This is a genomic window from Cellulomonas sp. NPDC089187 (assembly GCF_040685135.1).
In the GTDB taxonomy this organism is placed as follows: Bacteria; Actinomycetota; Actinomycetes; order Actinomycetales; family Cellulomonadaceae; genus Cellulomonas.
Window position 1 is genome coordinate 239390 of sequence record NZ_JBFBHI010000001.1, and the last position, 15177, is coordinate 254566.

Annotated in this window: 16 protein-coding genes; 10 read left to right on the forward strand and 6 right to left on the reverse strand. The window is 70.3% G+C overall.

Annotation, left to right across the window (positions count from 1 at the left end; genetic code table 11):
- Nucleotides 1–73 precede the first annotated feature (73 nt).
- Nucleotides 74–1216 carry a UDP-galactopyranose mutase gene (glf, locus tag AB0N78_RS01095; protein ID WP_363384690.1) on the forward strand — a complete coding sequence of 381 codons (1143 nt, stop codon included), beginning with the start codon at nt 74–76 and terminating at the stop codon, nt 1214–1216.
- Here glf and AB0N78_RS01100 read toward each other — a convergent pair.
- The 4 genes from AB0N78_RS01100 to ligD (AB0N78_RS01115) form a co-directional block, all read right to left on the reverse strand.
- A complete protein-coding gene (locus tag AB0N78_RS01100; RefSeq protein WP_363384693.1) occupies nt 1207–2538 on the reverse strand; it encodes an ATP-binding protein in 1332 nt (443 codons plus the stop codon). The two genes, glf and AB0N78_RS01100, sit on opposite strands and share 10 nt — an antisense overlap.
- Complete coding sequence (locus AB0N78_RS01105; RefSeq protein ID WP_363384696.1) at nt 2532–3245, reverse strand: LytTR family DNA-binding domain-containing protein; 714 nt, start codon at nt 3243–3245, stop codon at nt 2532–2534. The genes AB0N78_RS01100 and AB0N78_RS01105 overlap by 7 nt, the downstream gene beginning before the upstream one ends.
- A 112-nt stretch (nt 3246–3357) precedes the next feature.
- A complete protein-coding gene (gene ligD, locus AB0N78_RS01110; protein ID WP_363384699.1) occupies nt 3358–4245 on the reverse strand; it encodes a non-homologous end-joining DNA ligase in 888 nt (295 codons plus the stop codon).
- The gene (gene ligD / locus AB0N78_RS01115; protein WP_363386203.1) at nt 4242–5168 is read right to left on the reverse strand and encodes a non-homologous end-joining DNA ligase; all 927 of its coding nucleotides are present in this window, start codon (nt 5166–5168) and stop codon (nt 4242–4244) included. Before ligD (AB0N78_RS01115) ends, ligD (AB0N78_RS01110) begins: the two co-directional genes overlap by 4 nt.
- Nucleotides 5169–5256: 88 nt before the next feature.
- On the opposite strand from ligD (AB0N78_RS01115), the gene AB0N78_RS01120 reads away from it, so the two are divergent.
- The 5 genes from AB0N78_RS01120 (at nt 5257) to AB0N78_RS01140 (ending at nt 9456) form a co-directional block, all read left to right on the forward strand.
- Nucleotides 5257–6348 carry a Ku protein gene (locus AB0N78_RS01120; protein WP_363384702.1) on the forward strand — a complete coding sequence of 364 codons (1092 nt, stop codon included), beginning with the start codon at nt 5257–5259 and terminating at the stop codon, nt 6346–6348.
- A 7-nt stretch (nt 6349–6355) separates the two neighbouring features.
- Nucleotides 6356–7414 (forward strand): PHP domain-containing protein, encoded by a 1059-nt coding sequence (locus AB0N78_RS01125; RefSeq protein WP_363384704.1) that lies wholly within the window; start codon nt 6356–6358, stop codon nt 7412–7414.
- 137 nt (nt 7415–7551) lie between these two features.
- Entirely contained in the window at nt 7552–7833 is a 282-nt protein-coding gene (locus AB0N78_RS01130; protein ID WP_363384707.1) for an HU family DNA-binding protein, read from the forward strand.
- A gap of 117 nt (nt 7834–7950) precedes the next feature.
- Nucleotides 7951–8373 (forward strand): Fur family transcriptional regulator, encoded by a 423-nt coding sequence (locus tag AB0N78_RS01135; protein WP_363384710.1) that lies wholly within the window; start codon nt 7951–7953, stop codon nt 8371–8373.
- 27 nt (nt 8374–8400) lie between these two features.
- Nucleotides 8401–9456: a beta-eliminating lyase-related protein gene (locus AB0N78_RS01140; RefSeq protein ID WP_363384712.1), complete on the forward strand. Its 1056-nt coding sequence runs from the start codon at nt 8401–8403 to the stop codon at nt 9454–9456.
- Between the two features lie 446 nt (nt 9457–9902).
- On the opposite strand, the gene AB0N78_RS01145 is transcribed toward AB0N78_RS01140, so the two are convergent.
- Nucleotides 9903–11765 (reverse strand): DEAD/DEAH box helicase, encoded by a 1863-nt coding sequence (locus AB0N78_RS01145; protein ID WP_363384715.1) that lies wholly within the window; start codon nt 11763–11765, stop codon nt 9903–9905.
- 184 nt (nt 11766–11949) lie between these two features.
- The gene (locus AB0N78_RS01150; RefSeq protein WP_363384718.1) at nt 11950–12363 is read right to left on the reverse strand and encodes a CoA-binding protein; all 414 of its coding nucleotides are present in this window, start codon (nt 12361–12363) and stop codon (nt 11950–11952) included.
- A 115-nt stretch (nt 12364–12478) separates the two neighbouring features.
- Here AB0N78_RS01150 and AB0N78_RS01155 point away from each other — a divergent pair, with 115 nt between their 5' ends.
- Genes AB0N78_RS01155 through AB0N78_RS01170 form a run of 4 tightly spaced genes read left to right on the forward strand, consistent with a single transcriptional unit; the run spans nt 12479 to nt 15088 of the window.
- The gene (locus AB0N78_RS01155; RefSeq protein WP_363384721.1) at nt 12479–13069 is read left to right on the forward strand and encodes a CDP-alcohol phosphatidyltransferase family protein; all 591 of its coding nucleotides are present in this window, start codon (nt 12479–12481) and stop codon (nt 13067–13069) included.
- A gap of 52 nt (nt 13070–13121) precedes the next feature.
- Nucleotides 13122–13955: a DUF881 domain-containing protein gene (locus AB0N78_RS01160; protein WP_363384724.1), complete on the forward strand. Its 834-nt coding sequence runs from the start codon at nt 13122–13124 to the stop codon at nt 13953–13955.
- On the forward strand, nt 13956–14288 hold the full coding sequence (locus AB0N78_RS01165) for a small basic family protein (protein WP_168629103.1): 333 nt from the start codon (nt 13956–13958) through the stop codon (nt 14286–14288).
- Nucleotides 14285–15088 (forward strand): DUF881 domain-containing protein, encoded by an 804-nt coding sequence (locus AB0N78_RS01170; RefSeq protein ID WP_363384727.1) that lies wholly within the window; start codon nt 14285–14287, stop codon nt 15086–15088. Before AB0N78_RS01165 ends, AB0N78_RS01170 begins: the two co-directional genes overlap by 4 nt.
- The last annotated feature ends 89 nt before the right edge of the window (nt 15089–15177 follow it).

Below are 15177 nucleotides of genomic sequence, written 5' to 3' on the forward strand. Positions count from 1 at the left end.
CACGATCTGTCGCGCGAATGCCGCTCGCTACACTCGGCCGGTTCGCCCGCACCGCCGGAAAGGCTGCCCCCGCATGGATCTGCTTGTCGTCGGTGCCGGACTCTTCGGGCTCACCGTCGCCGAGCGCGCCGCAGCCTCGGGCCTGCGGGTGCAGGTGATCGACCGTCGCCTCCATCTGGGTGGTAACGCGTACACCGAGGTCGACCCGGACACCGGCATCGAGGTGCACCGCTACGGCTCGCACATCTTCCACACCGCGAATCAGCGGGTCTGGGACTACGCGCGCCGCTTCACCTCTTTCACCGACTACCGGCACCGGGTGTTGTCCACCCACGGCGGCACGGTGTACCCGCTGCCGATCAACCTGGGCACGCTGAACCAGTTCTTCGGCACCGCGCTGGGCCCGGACGCGGCGCGGGCACTGGTCACCGAGCAAGCGGCTGAACTCGCCGGTCACCCGCCGGCGAACCTGGAGGAGAAGGCGATCTCCCTGATCGGGCGACCGCTGTACGAGGCCTTCATCCGCGGCTACACCGCCAAGCAGTGGCAGACCGACCCCCGGGAACTGCCCGCCTCGGTGATCACCCGGCTGCCGGTGCGGTACACCTACGACACCCGATACTTCTCCGACCCGTATGAGGGCCTGCCCACCCACGGGTACCCGGCGTGGTTCGAGGCGATGGCCTCGCACCCGCGCATCGACGTGGCCCTCGGCGTGGACTTCTTCGACCCCGAGCACCCCTGGAACAAGACCGCCACGCGGGGGCAGCTGCCGATCGTGTACACCGGACCGCTGGACCGGTACTTCGATCACAGTGCCGGTCCGCTCGGGTGGCGTGGGCTGCGGCTGGAGACCGAGGTGCTGGACACCCGCGACTTCCAGGGCACCGCAGTGATGAACTACGCCGACCTCGACGTGCCTTTCACCCGGATCCACGAGTTCCGGCACTTCCACCCCGAACGTGAGGACCGGCACAGCCAGGAGCGCACCGTCATCATGCGGGAGTTCTCGCACACCGCGGGCCCGGATGACGAGCCGTACTACCCGGTGGGCACCCCGCGCGACCGGGAACGCCTGGCCGCCTACCGGGAGCTGGCGGCTGACGAGCCGCAGGTGCACTTCGGCGGTCGATTGGGCAGCTACTTGTACCTGGACATGCACATGGCCATCGCCTCGGCATTGAGCCTGTGGGACCGGATGTCGGCTCAGCGCTGACGCCCCTCGGGCACCGGCAGCAGCACCCGCAGTGCGAACCAGTTGCCAGCGGTGTTCACCGTCATCGAGCCGCCGTACTTCTCCGCGGTGTACCGGATGCTCTTCAGGCCGTAGCCGTGGGTGTCCCGGTCGGCGTGCCGGGTGACGATCCGACCGTCCTGTGTGACGAGCTCGCCGGAGAAGTAGTTCTCCACTGTGAACACGGTCAGCCCGTTGCGGCTGTGCAGCGCCATTTTGACCAGGCGCTTATCCGGGTCCGGGACGGCCTGCGCGCCCTCGATAGCGTTGTCCAGGGCGTTGCCGACCACGGTGCAGATATCCATCACCGACAGGAAGTTCAACGCCTGCCCGTCCGCCACGCAGGTCAAGTCGATGTCCCGATCCACCGCAGCCATCGACTTGGTGGTGAGGATGACGTCCAGGACGCCATTGCCGGTGCGCGCCTGCTGCTCGTAGCTCTGGACACTGGCCTCTAACTCATCCAGATAGGCGGCCTGCCGACCGGGGTCGACCTCCGCGCGGATCACACCGATCTGGTGTTTGAGGTCGTGGTACTTGCGGTCGATCCGGTCCATGCTCCGCTTGGAGACCAGGTACTGCTCGTGCTGGGTGCGCAGGATCTCGTCGATGGCGCGCAGCTCCGCCGAGGCCCGCTGCGCGAGATGCTGACCCTGCTGGGCGTACAGCGCCACGAACCCGCACAGGTCCACCAGGGTGCGGATGTAGAAGATCTCCGACCCCAGCCGTCCGCTGAACGGGCTGTTCACGGTCAGGAAGCTCAGGTTGCTGACCAGGAACGTCACTCCGGCGATCGCGAGCGCCGAGGCCAAGTCACGTCGGGTGATGTCGAGGGTGGCATCGGGGCGGAAGTGGCGGGCCTCGATCACCCACGCCAACGCGAACACGCCCCCGTACACCAGCACGAACACCAGCCCGCGCAGCACGAGCGGGTGGTCGCCGTGTCCGACAAAGAAGTAGCAGTGCAGCTGCCAGTGCAGCGCCGCCACCAACTCGGCCAGCACCACAGCGCGGGCACAGAAGTACCCGGCCTCGCGAACGCTGAGCCGGGCGGCCGCGGCGATCACCAGGAACATCGTTCCGATCGCGAGCGCCATGCCGAGCGACCACAGCGACAGGGGGAACGTTCCGGCGAGCTTCTGCACCCCGATCAGCGCCCCGAGCCCGAGCACCAGCACGGGCACCAGGCGGCGCTGGGGGAGTCGCTTGCGCAGCAGCAGGATGTAGATCAGGCAGGCCGCCCACTCGGCGACACCGGTCAGCTCACGGGGGATATCCGGCAGGAGTTGCTGGCCGATCACCACGTGCGACCGCCCAGATAGTCGGTGAGCGCGGCCAGGAACGCCTTCTTCCGTGGTCGGCTGATCACCAGATCGTGCCCACCGACCAGTTGGCAGCTGTTCTGCCGCACTCCCTGCACATGCCGCAGGTTCACGAGGTAACAGGAGTTCGACCGGAAGAAGCCGTGCGGCGTCAGTTGTGCCTCCAGCGTCTTGAGCGCACCGGTCATGCCGTAACGCTCGGTGGTGGTGTGCACCACGATCCGGTGTTTCATGCTTTCCGCGAAGACCACATCGGCCACGTCGACTCGGGCCACCCCGCCCTCCACCGGCAGCAGCAGGTACTCCGAGCTGCGCTGGCGGATCCGCTCCAGCGATCGCCGGATCTCCTGGGAGAACGCGAAGTACGCCACCGGCTTGAGCACATAGCTGAGGGCATCGACCTCGTACCCGCGGATCGCGTACTGCGCCATGTTCGTGATGAAGACGATCACCACGTCCCGATCCACCGCGCGGATCCGCTCGGCGGTGGCGAAGCCGTCCAGCCCGGGCATCTCCACGTCGAGCAGCAGAATGTCGAAGTCCGGTCGGTAGCCGCGAACGATCTGCGAGCCATCGGCGAACACCCGCACGTCGAAGCTCTCGTCGTGTTCGGTGCGGTACCGCTCCAGGTAGTCCACCAGGAGCTGCGCGCTGGCCGGGTCGTCCTCGACGATGCCGATCCGGATCACGGGGCTGCCCTCACCTCGGTGCTGGGCGTCCGACGCGCCCCGTCACCCTGACGGAACGCCCCCGGCTGATGGCCGGACGCCCCGGCATGCTAGGGGCGCGCCGTGTGACATGTCACGTTCCGGTGCCGTCGAACGGGTCCCCGTCCTGCGCTAGGCGACCGAGCACCTGCTGCGGGGTGAGCTGGGTCAGACCCGGCTCGATCTCCGGCCACCAGCGCGGAGCAGCCACGGCCAGTGTCTCCCGGCCACGCAACGAATACGGCGTGATCGTGGTCTTGGCGGGGTGGTTCTGTGACCAGTCCAGCAGCACTTTGCCCCGGCGCAGCTCCTTGTTCTGGGTGGCCACCACCTGCGCCGGGTGGGCGGCGGCCAACTCGTAGGCCAGGTCGCGGGCGTACTGCCGGATCTCCAGCACCGGGCGTTTGCCGTCCAGCGCCGCGTAGAGCTGTAACCCCTTGGACCCGGAGGTCACCGGCACCGTGTGGGTCAGGCCGTCCTCGGCAAGGCGATCCGCCACCAGATGTGCCACCTGGGCGCACGCGTCCAACCCGGCGGGCGCACCCGGGTCCAGGTCGATCACCAGCCGGTCCGGATTCCGCAGCCCACCGCGCGGGCCGACCCGCCACTGCGGGGTGTGCAGCTCCAACGCCCCGGCATTCGTGGCCCACACCAGCCCGGCCACGTCGTCCAGAAACGGCAGGTCGAGCTCCTTGCCCTCATCCTCCGCCCCGGGCGCAGCGTGCAGCCGCTGGCGGCGCAGCCAGGACGGCGCACCACGCGGGGTGTTCTTCTCAAAGAACTGTTGCCCGGTCACGCCCTCGGGAAATCGGATCCGGGTCACCGGCCGGTCCCGAAGCTGGGCGAGCAGCGGCTCAGCGACCCGCACGACGTAGTCGACCGCCTCGGCCTTGGTGAAGCCGCCGGGGTAGAGCACCTTGTCCAGGTGGGTCAGCCGGACGTCGCGACCGGCCACCCGGACGATCTGCGGTTGATCGCTCATCGCTGCTCCCAGGGGTCGACGGTGGTGTCCTCGCGCAGCCCACGGATCACCGGGTGCCGCAGCCGCCCGGCCGGGGTGCGGGCCAGGTAACGCACGTCGACCAGCAACTCCGGGTGCACCCACACCGTGCCACGGGCGTCGATCGGCGGCACAGGTTCGGCCAACGGTGACTGCTCCCGGGTCAGCGGGCCCAGCCGACGGGTCAGCTCGGTGGCGACCGCCCCGGTCAGCCCCGAACCGGCGCGGCCCAGGTAGCGCAGCTCACCCGCCGGTCCGGGTGCGGCCAACAACAGCGCCCCCAAGCGGCCGGAGCCGGTGCTCTCCGGTCGCCATCCGCACACCAGGGCGGTCCGGGTGGCGCGGTGGACCGCCTTGATCCAGTCCGGCGACCGCCGGCCGGGTTGGTACGTCGATCCGCCGCGCTTGGCGACCACCCCCTCCAACCCCTGGTCCCGGGTCGCGGACCAGAGCAGGGCACCGTCGTCGTACACCGGGGACAGCGTGACCGGCATCGGCAGGTCGAGCCGGTCCAAGGTGGCCCGTCGCTCGTCCAGGGCGCTGCCACTCAGGTCCACCCCGTACAGGCTCACCACATCGAAGACCACGTAGCTGATCGGCACCCGGGCAGCCAACCGTTCGGCACGGGCCGGGTCCTGCACATGCATCCGCTCGGCCAGCGCCGCGAAGGAAGGCGCGCCATCGCGCATCGCCACCACCTCGCCGTCCAACACCGCGCCCGGCAGCGCGTCCAGCGCCCGCAACTCCGGGTACGCAGCCATCGCGTCGCGACCGTTGCGCCCCAGGAGCCGCAACCGGCCCGCCGTGGTGTCCGCCAGGACCCGCACCCCGTCCCACTTGACCTCGTAGCGCCAGTCCGGGCCCAGCGGCGGGGAGTCCGGGGGAGTCGCTGCGGTGGCGAGCATGGGCTGCACGGGTCCATCCTGCCGACAGAACCGATGATGCCGCGATCCGGAGCGGCATCGGACGTCCACGCACCGGAGGGAGACGACGATGCGCGCAATCTGGAAGGGTGCGGTGGCCTTCGGGCTGGTCAATGTGCCGGTCAAGCTCTACGCCGCCACCGGTGAGCACGACGTCCCACTGCACCAGGTCCACACGAAGGACGGCGGTCGAATCCGCTACCGCCGGGTCTGCGCCATCGAGGATGAGCCGGTCGAGATGTCGGAGATCGCCAAGGGCTATGAGACCGACGACGGTCGCCTGGTGGTGCTCACTGATCAGGACCTCGCGGAGCTGCCGCTGTCCACCGAGCGCGAGATCGAGGTGCTGGAGTTCGTCCCCGCCGACCAGGTCGACCCGATCCTGCTGGCCAAGACCTACTACCTGGAGCCCGACCGCACCGCCGCCAAGCCTTACGCCCTGCTGCGCGAGGCCCTCACCGCCACCGACCGCATGGCCGTGGTGAAGGTCGCGCTCCGGCAGCGGGAGTCGATGGCGGTGCTCCGGGTCCGCGACGACGTGATCTGCCTCCAGACCCTGCTCTGGCCGGATGAGGTGCGCGCCGCCGACTTCCCGATCCTGGACAACGACGTGCAGGTGCGCCCCCAGGAGTTGGCGATGGCGTCCTCGCTGGTGGAGCAGCTGGCCGGTGACTTCGACCCCAGTGGGTTCGAGGACCGGTACAGCGCGGCCTTGGAGTCGGTGATCGAGGCCAAACTCAGCTCCGGCAGCGTGCAGGACCGCCCCGAGGTCGAGGAGGTCGGCGAGGGCGGCTCCGGCGGCGAGGTGGTCGACCTGCTGGCCGCGCTGCAACGGAGTGTGGACAAGGCCCGGTCCGCGCGCGGGGAGTCGTCGGCGGAGTCGAAGCCCGCACGGAAGGCAACGGGGAAGTCCTCCGGGGGTTCCGGGGCGAAGGCCGCCCGCGGGTCCGCGACCGCGACCTCCGACCGGGGCTCCGCGGACTCGTCGACGTCCACCCGGAAGCCGGCCGCGAAGAAGCCCGCAGCCAAGAAGCCCGCAGCCAAGAAGCCCGCGACCAGCAAGCCCACCACCAGCAAGCCCACCAGCGCCAAGCCTGCGGCCACGAAGACCACTGCGGCGAAGGCCGCCGCGAAGAAGCCCGCCACCAAGCGCGCCAGCTGATCCGCCGATGCCGACACCCGATCCCGACCTGCCCGCCACCGTCGTCGCCGCCCTGCGCCGAGCCGCCTACGTGCTCGAACGCGGGGGAGCGACCAGCTACCGCGCCGAGGCCTTCCGCAGCGCGGTCCGCACCCTCGAACCACTGTCTGCCGACGAGCTGGACCAGCGCATCCGCACCGGCACCCTGACCGATCTGCCCGGCGTCGGTGCCCGCACCGCCGAGGTCGCCACCACGGCTGCGCACGGCGGGCCGCAGCCCTACCTGGACGATCTGGAACGCACATACCCCGAACCAGAGCTCGATGCGGATGCCGCCGCCCTCCGCGCGGCCCTGGTCGGCGACCTGCATGCGCACTCCGAGGCCTCGGACGGTGCCACCCCCATCCAGGAGATGGTGCTCGCCGCGATGGAGCTCGGGCATGAGTACCTGGCCATCACCGACCACTCACCACGTCTGACCATCGCCTCGGGGCTGTCTCCGGCCCGACTTCGCGCTCAGCTGAACCAGATCGACGCGCTGAACGCCGCCATCGCCCCGTTCCGAGTGCTGAGCGGGATCGAGGTGGACATCCTGGACGACGGATCGCTCGACCAAGAGCCCGAGCTGCTGGACCGGCTGGATGTGGTGGTGGCCTCGGTGCACTCCAAGCTCCGGATGGATCGCGAGGCAATGACCCGGCGGATGCGCGCCGCGGTCGCCAACCCGCAGGTGGACGTGCTCGGACACTGCACCGGGCGGCAGCTGAACGGGCCGCGCAAGCGTCCTGCCAGCACATTCGACGCCGAGGCGGTGTTCGCCGACTGCGCCGAACACGGCGTCGCGGTGGAGATCAACTGCCGCCCCGACCGCCTCGACCCGCCGCACGATCTGCTGACCATCGCGGTGGACGCGGGCTGCCTGTTCACCATCGACACCGACGCACACGCCCCCGGTCAGCTGGCCTGGCAGCCGGTCGGATGCCAGCGTGCCGCCCACCACCGCATCGGACCCGATCGACTGCTCAATGCATGGCCACTTGCCACCCTGGTGGACCACCTGAACGCACGCAGTCGACCCTCCAGATAGACACGCCGTGCCGCGTCATTGCACCGCAGGGGCGTGCTCCCGTTATGGTCTTGGCCGTCGGTCCGCCGGTTTCACCACGCTTGTGGGGACCCGGTCTACCCCCCGACCACCGAGTCCGATCCACAAGGAGCACATCCGTGAGCGTGAACCGCACTGAGCTCGTCCAGGCCATCGCCGCCAAGGCCGGTCTGACCAACACCGCCGCCGACGCCGCCCTCAAGGCCTTCCAGGAGGTCCTGGTCGAGCAGCTGTCCGCCGGCGAGTCCGTGACCATCCCGGGCCTGTTCGCGGTCTCCCGCGCCGAGCGCGCCGCTCGCAAGGGCATCAACCCGCAGACCGGTGAGGCGATGGACATCGCCGCCGGCTACCGGGTCAAGATCACCGCGGGCTCGGTTCTCAAGCGCGCCGTCGCCAAGTGAGCTGACGCCCGGAATCTCCGGGCGATCCGCACTGTTCACGAGCCGGGGATCCCGATGGGGTCCCCGGCTCGTGGCCTACCATGGCTGGTCGATCCGGCGGTGAGAGAGAGGAACCCGATGGCTGTCGCGCAGCGCACCACCCGTCAGCGCACGGAGATCCTCTCCTTGCTGGACAACCTGGACGAGTTCCGCTCCGCCCAGCAGCTGCACGACATGCTCAAGGCCAACGGGTCCACCACCGGGCTGGCCACCGTCTACCGCGCGGTGCAGACCCTCGCCGAACAGGGCGAGGTCGACGTCCTGCGGTCCCCGGAGGGGGAGTCGGTCTACCGGCGCTGCGCGCGACGCACCCATCACCACCACCTGATGTGCCGGTACTGCGGCACCGCCGTGGAGATCGACGGCCCCGGCGCGGAGTCCTGGGCGGACCAGGTCGGAGCCACCCACGGATTCAGCGACGTGGCCCACACCATTGAGCTGGTCGGCACCTGCGCCGACTGCCGCGCGAAGCTGGCCGCCGGGGTCGACCCCACCCCCTGACCGGAGCACCCCACCGGCGGCGGCAGAATGGTCCCCGTGGACACCCTGCACGACATCACAGCCCGAACCTTCGCCTCCGACAACTACGCCGGGGTGCACCCCGAGGTCCTCGCGGCCCTCGCCGCCGCCAACGGTGGCCACCAGCGGGCCTACGGTGCGGATGTCTACACCGCCCGGCTGCAGGAGGTGCTGCAGGGGCACTTCGGGCCCACAGCGGTCGGCTACCCGGTGTTCAACGGGACCGGAGCCAATGTGCTCGCCCTGCAGACGATGCTGCCGCGCTGGGGTGCGGTGATCTGCGCCGACACCGCCCACATCAACACCGATGAGAACGCCGCACCCGAGCGGGTCGGCGGGATCAAGCTGCTCACGGTCCCCACGGCGGACGGCAAGCTCACCCCCGAGCTGATCGACCGGCAGGCGCACGGATTCGGCGATCAGCACCGCGCCCAGCCCGGCGTGGTCTCGATCACCCAGTCCACCGAGGTCGGCACGCTGTACACCCCGGCCGAGATCGCCGCGATCACCGCGCACGCGCACGGCCTGGGTCTGCGGGTGCATGTCGACGGTTCCCGGTTGGCGAATGCCGCCGCGGCCCTGGACCTACCGATGCGGGCCTTCACCACCGATGTCGGCGTCGATGTGATCAGCCTGGGCGGCACCAAGAACGGTGCGCTGTTCGGGGAGATCGTCGTCGTGCTCGACCCGGGGGCGACCCCGGGCATCGAGTTCCAGCGCAAGGTCGATATGCAGCTGGCCTCCAAGATGCGCTTCGTCTCCGCGCAGCTGCTGGCGCTGTTCGAGGGTGACCTGTGGCTGCGATCGGCTCAGCACGCGAATGCGATGGCCGCCCGCCTGTCCACCGGAGTCGCTGCCATCCCCGGGGTGCGGATCACCCAGCCCACCCAGGCGAACGGCGTGTTCGCCGCACTCCCGCTCGGTGTGGCGGACCGACTGCGGGAGCAGGCCGCGTTCTTCTACGACTGGAACCGGGCGACCGGTGAGGTCCGCTGGATGTGCGCCTTCGACACCACCGAGCAGGACGTCGACGAGTTCATCGCGGCAGTCGCCCGCGCGATCTGACCGCGCGCACGCCCCGCGCGCTCGACTCTCGCGGGAACTGGCTCCCGCACTCGACTCTCACGAGAACCGCCACCCGCGCGCGAACCGTCCCCCGAGCGCTCGACCTCGCATCGCGCGGCGGGCCCTCGCCGACGTGCCACTTTCTGAGCCACAATTCGCCCGAGTCGCCTCAGAAAGTGGCACATCGATGAGCCCACGGGTCCTCACGGGTAAGGCCGTGCGCTGACGCCTACAGACCCGGTCCGGGACGGCGATGTGTCAGTTTCTGAGCCGCATTCCGCTCGAATCGCCTCAAGAAGTGGCACATCGAGGAGGTGTCGGACTGCGGGGTCGCATAGTGAGGGCGTCACGCCCCGTGGGGTGACGCCCTCACTATGCGGAGCTCAGGGCCGCGTGCTCCGCGGCGTGGCCAGGTCGCGTGCGCAGTTCAGCGCAGCGCGCTGCGCTCAGTACCGCTCGCGGCTCGGGGAGCGGCCGGCGCGGCGGTCGTCCGAGGGGCGGCGCGGACCGCCCTCGTGCCGACGGGCACCGCCGGAGAATTCGCGGTGTTCCCGACGCGGACCGTCCCCACCGCGGGAGCCGGTACCCGGTCCACCGCGGGACGGGCGCGGGCCCTGGTCGGCCTGGATGCGCAGCGGACGACCGGCCACTCGGGCCCGACCGATCCGGTCAAAAGCCTCCGGGCTGAGACCGCCGGGGATCTCCACCAGCGAGAAGCTGCTGAAGATGTCGATCTTGCCCAGGTCCTGCCCGGTCAGACCGCCTTCGTTCGTTAGCGCGCCGACGATGGCACCCGGCTGCACGCCGTGGTTGCGGCCCACCGCGACCCGGTAGCGCAGGCCACCGGTCGGACGGGAGGCATTCCGGGTGCGGGCCGGACGGTCGCCGTGGTCGCTGGAGCGACCGGTGTCGCGCAGGCTCGCCCGGGACAGCGCGTCGTCCAGGTCGTCGCCCTGCTCCGCACGCGGCGTCGGACCCTCGTCGCCGACCGCCAGCGCAGCCAGGGTGGCGACCAGTGCGGTGGCGTCCAGCTCCGGGTGTGCGGCCAGGAAGTCGTTCGCGGCGGTGCGGTACAGCTCCAGACGGCCCTTGGCGTGCCGCTCCGGGACACGGGCGAGCAGCTGCGCCACCCGATGCGCGGAGACATCCGCGGGGGAGGGGATCTGCACCTGCTCCAGCGTCTGCCGGGTGGTGCGCTCAATGGAACGCAGCTTGCCGTTCTCATTCGGCGTGACAAAGGTCAGCGCCTCGCCGGTGCGACCCGCACGGCCAGTGCGACCGATCCGGTGCACATAGGCCTCGGGCTCACCGGGCACATCGAAGTTCACGACCAGACCGATCCGGTCGATGTCCAGGCCGCGGGCGGCGACATCAGTGGCCACCAGCACGGAGATCGCACCGGAGCGCACCCGCTCGACGATCTTCTCCCGGTCACCCTGGGCGACATCACCGGAGATGTAGGCCGCCGCGATGCCGCGCTCGACCAGCGACACCGCCACGTCCTCCGCGGCGGACCGCGTCCGGACGAACACGATCGCAGCCTCGGCCTCGGTGACCGCCAGCACCCGGGCCAGCGCACCCGCCTTGTGGCGGAAGGGCACGACGGCGTAGGTCTGACGCACCGAGGCGACGGTGGAGGACTGCCGGGCGACCTGAATCGCCACCGGGTCATTCAGATGGTCGTTGGCGACCCGACGGATCTGCGGCGGCATGGTGGCGGAGAACAGCGCGACCTGACGCTCCTTCGGGGCAGCCGAGGCGATCCGGTCGACGTCCTCCGCGAAGCCCATCCGCAGCATCTCGTCGGCCTCGTCCAGCACCAGGAACTTCACGCCGTCCAGCGTCATGGTGCCGCGGTCCAGGTGGTCAATCACCCGTCCAGGGGTGCCCACCACGACCTGGGCGCCACGCTTGAGCGAGCGGGCCTGCGGCAGGAACGGCGATCCGCCGTAGACCGCCACGACCTCCAGGCCGTCGATCCCGCGGGCGAAGCTGCTCAGCGCCTCGGCGACCTGCTGGGCCAGCTCACGGGTGGGGGCGAGCACCAGGGCCTGGACCTCGGCGAGCTCGGGGTCGATCGCAGCGAGCAGCGGCAGGCCGAAGGCAGCGGTCTTGCCGGTGCCGGTCTGCGCGACACCGGTGATGTCGCGGCCGGACAGCAGCGCCGGGATCGCCTCTGCCTGGATCGCAGTCGGAGTGGTGAAGCCCATCCGGGTCACCGCGTCGAGCAGCGCGGCGGGCAGGCCCAAGTCCGCGAAGGTGGTCTCAGCGGAGTCGGTGGTGGGCAGGGCAGGGTCAAGCACAGTCATGCAACACGCCTTCGTTGGGGGAGACGGCGTTCAGTGGCAGCCGGTTCGGCCGGGCACCGGTCGCGCGCTCCCCACACCCACATCGAGGCACAGATCAGGCCTCAGCACAGCCACACGGGATTGGCGACGGACTCCGTCAGGAGCGGCCAGTCTACTCCCGCGTCGCGTCGATCACGGCGTGACGTCAGCCACCCACGCCGAGTCGACGGGCCTCGATGGCCGGACACCGGTCCATCACCACGTCCAGACCGGCGGCCTCCGCCCGCGCCGCCGCGTCCTCGTCCACCACCCCGAGCTGCAACCACACCGCACCGGCCCCGATGGCGATGGCCTGGTCGACGACCTGCCCGGCCAGCCCCGCGTTGACGAAGACGTCGACCACATCCACCGGCGTGTCGATTTGCGCCAGTGCGGCCACCCCGGGTGCCCCGTGCACGGTCTCGGCGCGCGGATGCACCGGCACGATGGTGTGGCCGAGATCCTGGAGCACCGCGGACACCCCGTAGGCCGCCCGTGCCGTGTTGGTGGACAGTCCCACCACCGCCCAGGTGCCGGGGGAGGTCAACAGTCGGCGGATCACGGCGGGGTCATTGCGCATCGGACCAGCGAAGCACGCCACGCCGCTGGTCCGCGCGTCGGAAGTCCCGGTGAACGCGCTGTGGCCGCATAGGATGTCCCCTGCCGAGCGGACCGCAAACGATGGGGAGGTGCCCGTGGCGCAGCCCGAGATCAGCGACCGCGTGTGGACGATCCCCAACGTGATCAGCTTCATCCGGTTGTTGATGGTGCCGGTGTTCGCGGTCCTCATCGCTCAGGGCCACGACGGTTGGGCGCTGGTGGTGCTTGCCGGGTCCGGTGCGTCCGACTGGTTGGACGGAGTGCTGGCCCGCCGCCTGGGGCAGGCGTCCCGGTTGGGGCAGGTGCTCGACCCGGCCGCCGACCGGCTGTTCATCCTGATCACGCTGCTCGGGTTGGCCATGCGCGGCGTCGTCCCATGGTGGATGGTCGCGGTGCTGCTGGCCCGGGAGGCGATGCTCCTGGTGCTGCTCCTGCTGCTCGCCCGTCGCGGCTACGGCCCGTTGCAGGTGCACCTGGCGGGCAAGGCCGGGACATTCGCGCTGCTCTACGCCTTCCCGCTGCTGCTGCTGGCGCACTGGGGCGGGGTGATCGGCGCGCTGGCGTCGGTCTTCGGCTGGGCCTTCGCCTGGTGGGGGATCGTCCTGTACTGGTTCGCGGGGCTGCTCTACGTCCGCCAGGCCTGGCCGCTGATCATGCGTGACGACACCCGCCCGGCCACCGCCTGACGTGGCAGCCCCTCGGCGGCGCGATGCCTCGATGTCCGTGATCACGGATGTCATGCGGAACCCTCTCGACCCCGGGTACCGGGCAGTGGCCGACCGTCGTGCCCGCGAGGGACATCCGCCCCGGCACACCTCCTGGGGCACCGCCGCCGTGGCGGTGTTGGCCGTGATCCTCGGGGCGGCCTTCACCTGGTCGGTGGCTGCGTTGCGCGCCCCGCAACCCGGAGCCTTGGCCGCCCGTGACGTGCTCGCCGGGCAGATCACTGAGCGCACCGCCGAGTTGGACGAGCTGCGCGCCCGGTCCACCGACCTCGCCGCGGAGATCGACTCGCTCCAGACTGCCGCGCTGTCGGATGCGGACTCCCCGCTGGTGGACCAGTTGGCGGCCGATCAGCTGCTCACCGGTGCGACCGCGGTGTACGGCGAGGGCCTCCGGATCACCCTCACCGATGCGGATGTGGAGGACCCGGAGACCGACCCGGACTCCCGGGTGCGCGACTCGGACCTGCAAACGGTGGTCAACGGGCTGTGGAATGCCGGAGCGGAGGCCATCGCGGTCAACGGGCAGCGCCTGTCCACCACCACCGCGATCCGCACCGCGGGCGACGCGATCCTGGTGGATGTCGTGCCGCTGGTCGGCCCGTACACCGTGGAGGCCATCGGCGATCCACAGGGCATGCAGACCGCGATGGCCCGTTCCACCGCCGGGCAGCTGTTGGCCGTGCTGCAGTCGACCTACGGGATCGGCGTGCACACCAGCGCCCAGCCGGAGCTGCACCTACCGGGCATCGCCGCCCGCACGCTCCGGTCCGCCACCCTGCCCGAGGGTGTATCGGTGGTGCAGGACCCTGCTGCCACACTGGACGTCCCCGACCCGGAGGAGAGCTGAGTGATCGCCGTCATCGGTCTGGCCCTCGGCGTGATCGCCGGACTGGTCTTCGAACCGACCATCCCCGCGGAGTTGCAGCCCTACCTGCCCATCGCCGTGGTCGCCGCGCTGGATGCGCTCTTCGGCGGCTTGCGGGCGGTGCTGGACGGGATCTTCGACGACCGGGTGTTCCTGGTGTCGTTCCTGTCGAATGTGGTGGTCGCCGCGTTGATCGTGTTCCTCGGCGACCAGTTGGGTGTCGGGTCGCAGCTGTCCACCGGTGTGGTCGTCGTGCTGGGCATCCGGATCTTCTCCAATGTGGCCGCGATCCGGCGGCACCTGTTCAAAGCATGACCGCCGACCCGCGCCCGGAGCGCTCCGATCAGGACGTGCCGCCGCAGCCCGCCCCGGAGGTCGCCGAGCGGTCCGCAGCCGACGGGTGGCGCACCCTGGCCCGCGCGCTCAAGCCCCGGGCCACCACCGCGCAGGTGCTCACCGGTGTGCTGTGCGCGCTGCTCGGCTTCGCCATTGCCTTGCAGGTGCGCTCCACCGGGGAGGACTCGCTGTCGACGATGCGCCAGTCCGAGTTGGTGAGCCTGTTGGACCAGACCACCCGCCAGGCCGACCAGCTTGCCGACCAGGTGAACGATCTGGAGCAGACCCGCCAGGAGCTGCGCTCGGGCTCCACCAGCCGGGAAGCAGCGTTGGAGGCGGCGACCCGATCTGCCACGGCCCAGGGCATCCTCTCCGGTCGGTTGCCCGCACAGGGTCCGGGCGTGCAGATCACCGTCGAGGACCCCAGCCGCGCGGTCTCCGCATTGACGCTGCTGAACCTGCTGGAGGAACTGCGCAATGCCGGGGCGGAGGCGGTCCAGATCAACGACCAGCGGGTGACCGCCAGCTCGTCCATCGTGAGCACGGGCGGCGGCATCGAGGTCAACGACGTGCCGGTGTTACCGCCGTATCTCTGGTCGGCGATCGGTGATCCGGAGACGATGTCCACCGCGATGGCCATCCCGGGTGGTGCGGTGGCCAAGGTGCAGATCGACGGCGGGACCGCGCGGGTCGAGCAGCGCGACCTGGTCCAGATCACCGCGCTGCGCACGTTGACCGAGCCGCAGTACGCCACCCCGGAGCCGGTCCCCGGGGAGTAAACACACAGGAACGGGGTGTGCGTCACGCCCGCGCGCACCCTAGGCTGTCCGCAGAACCCCGGCGCAGGTCGGGGCGGTGAAGTGGGAGG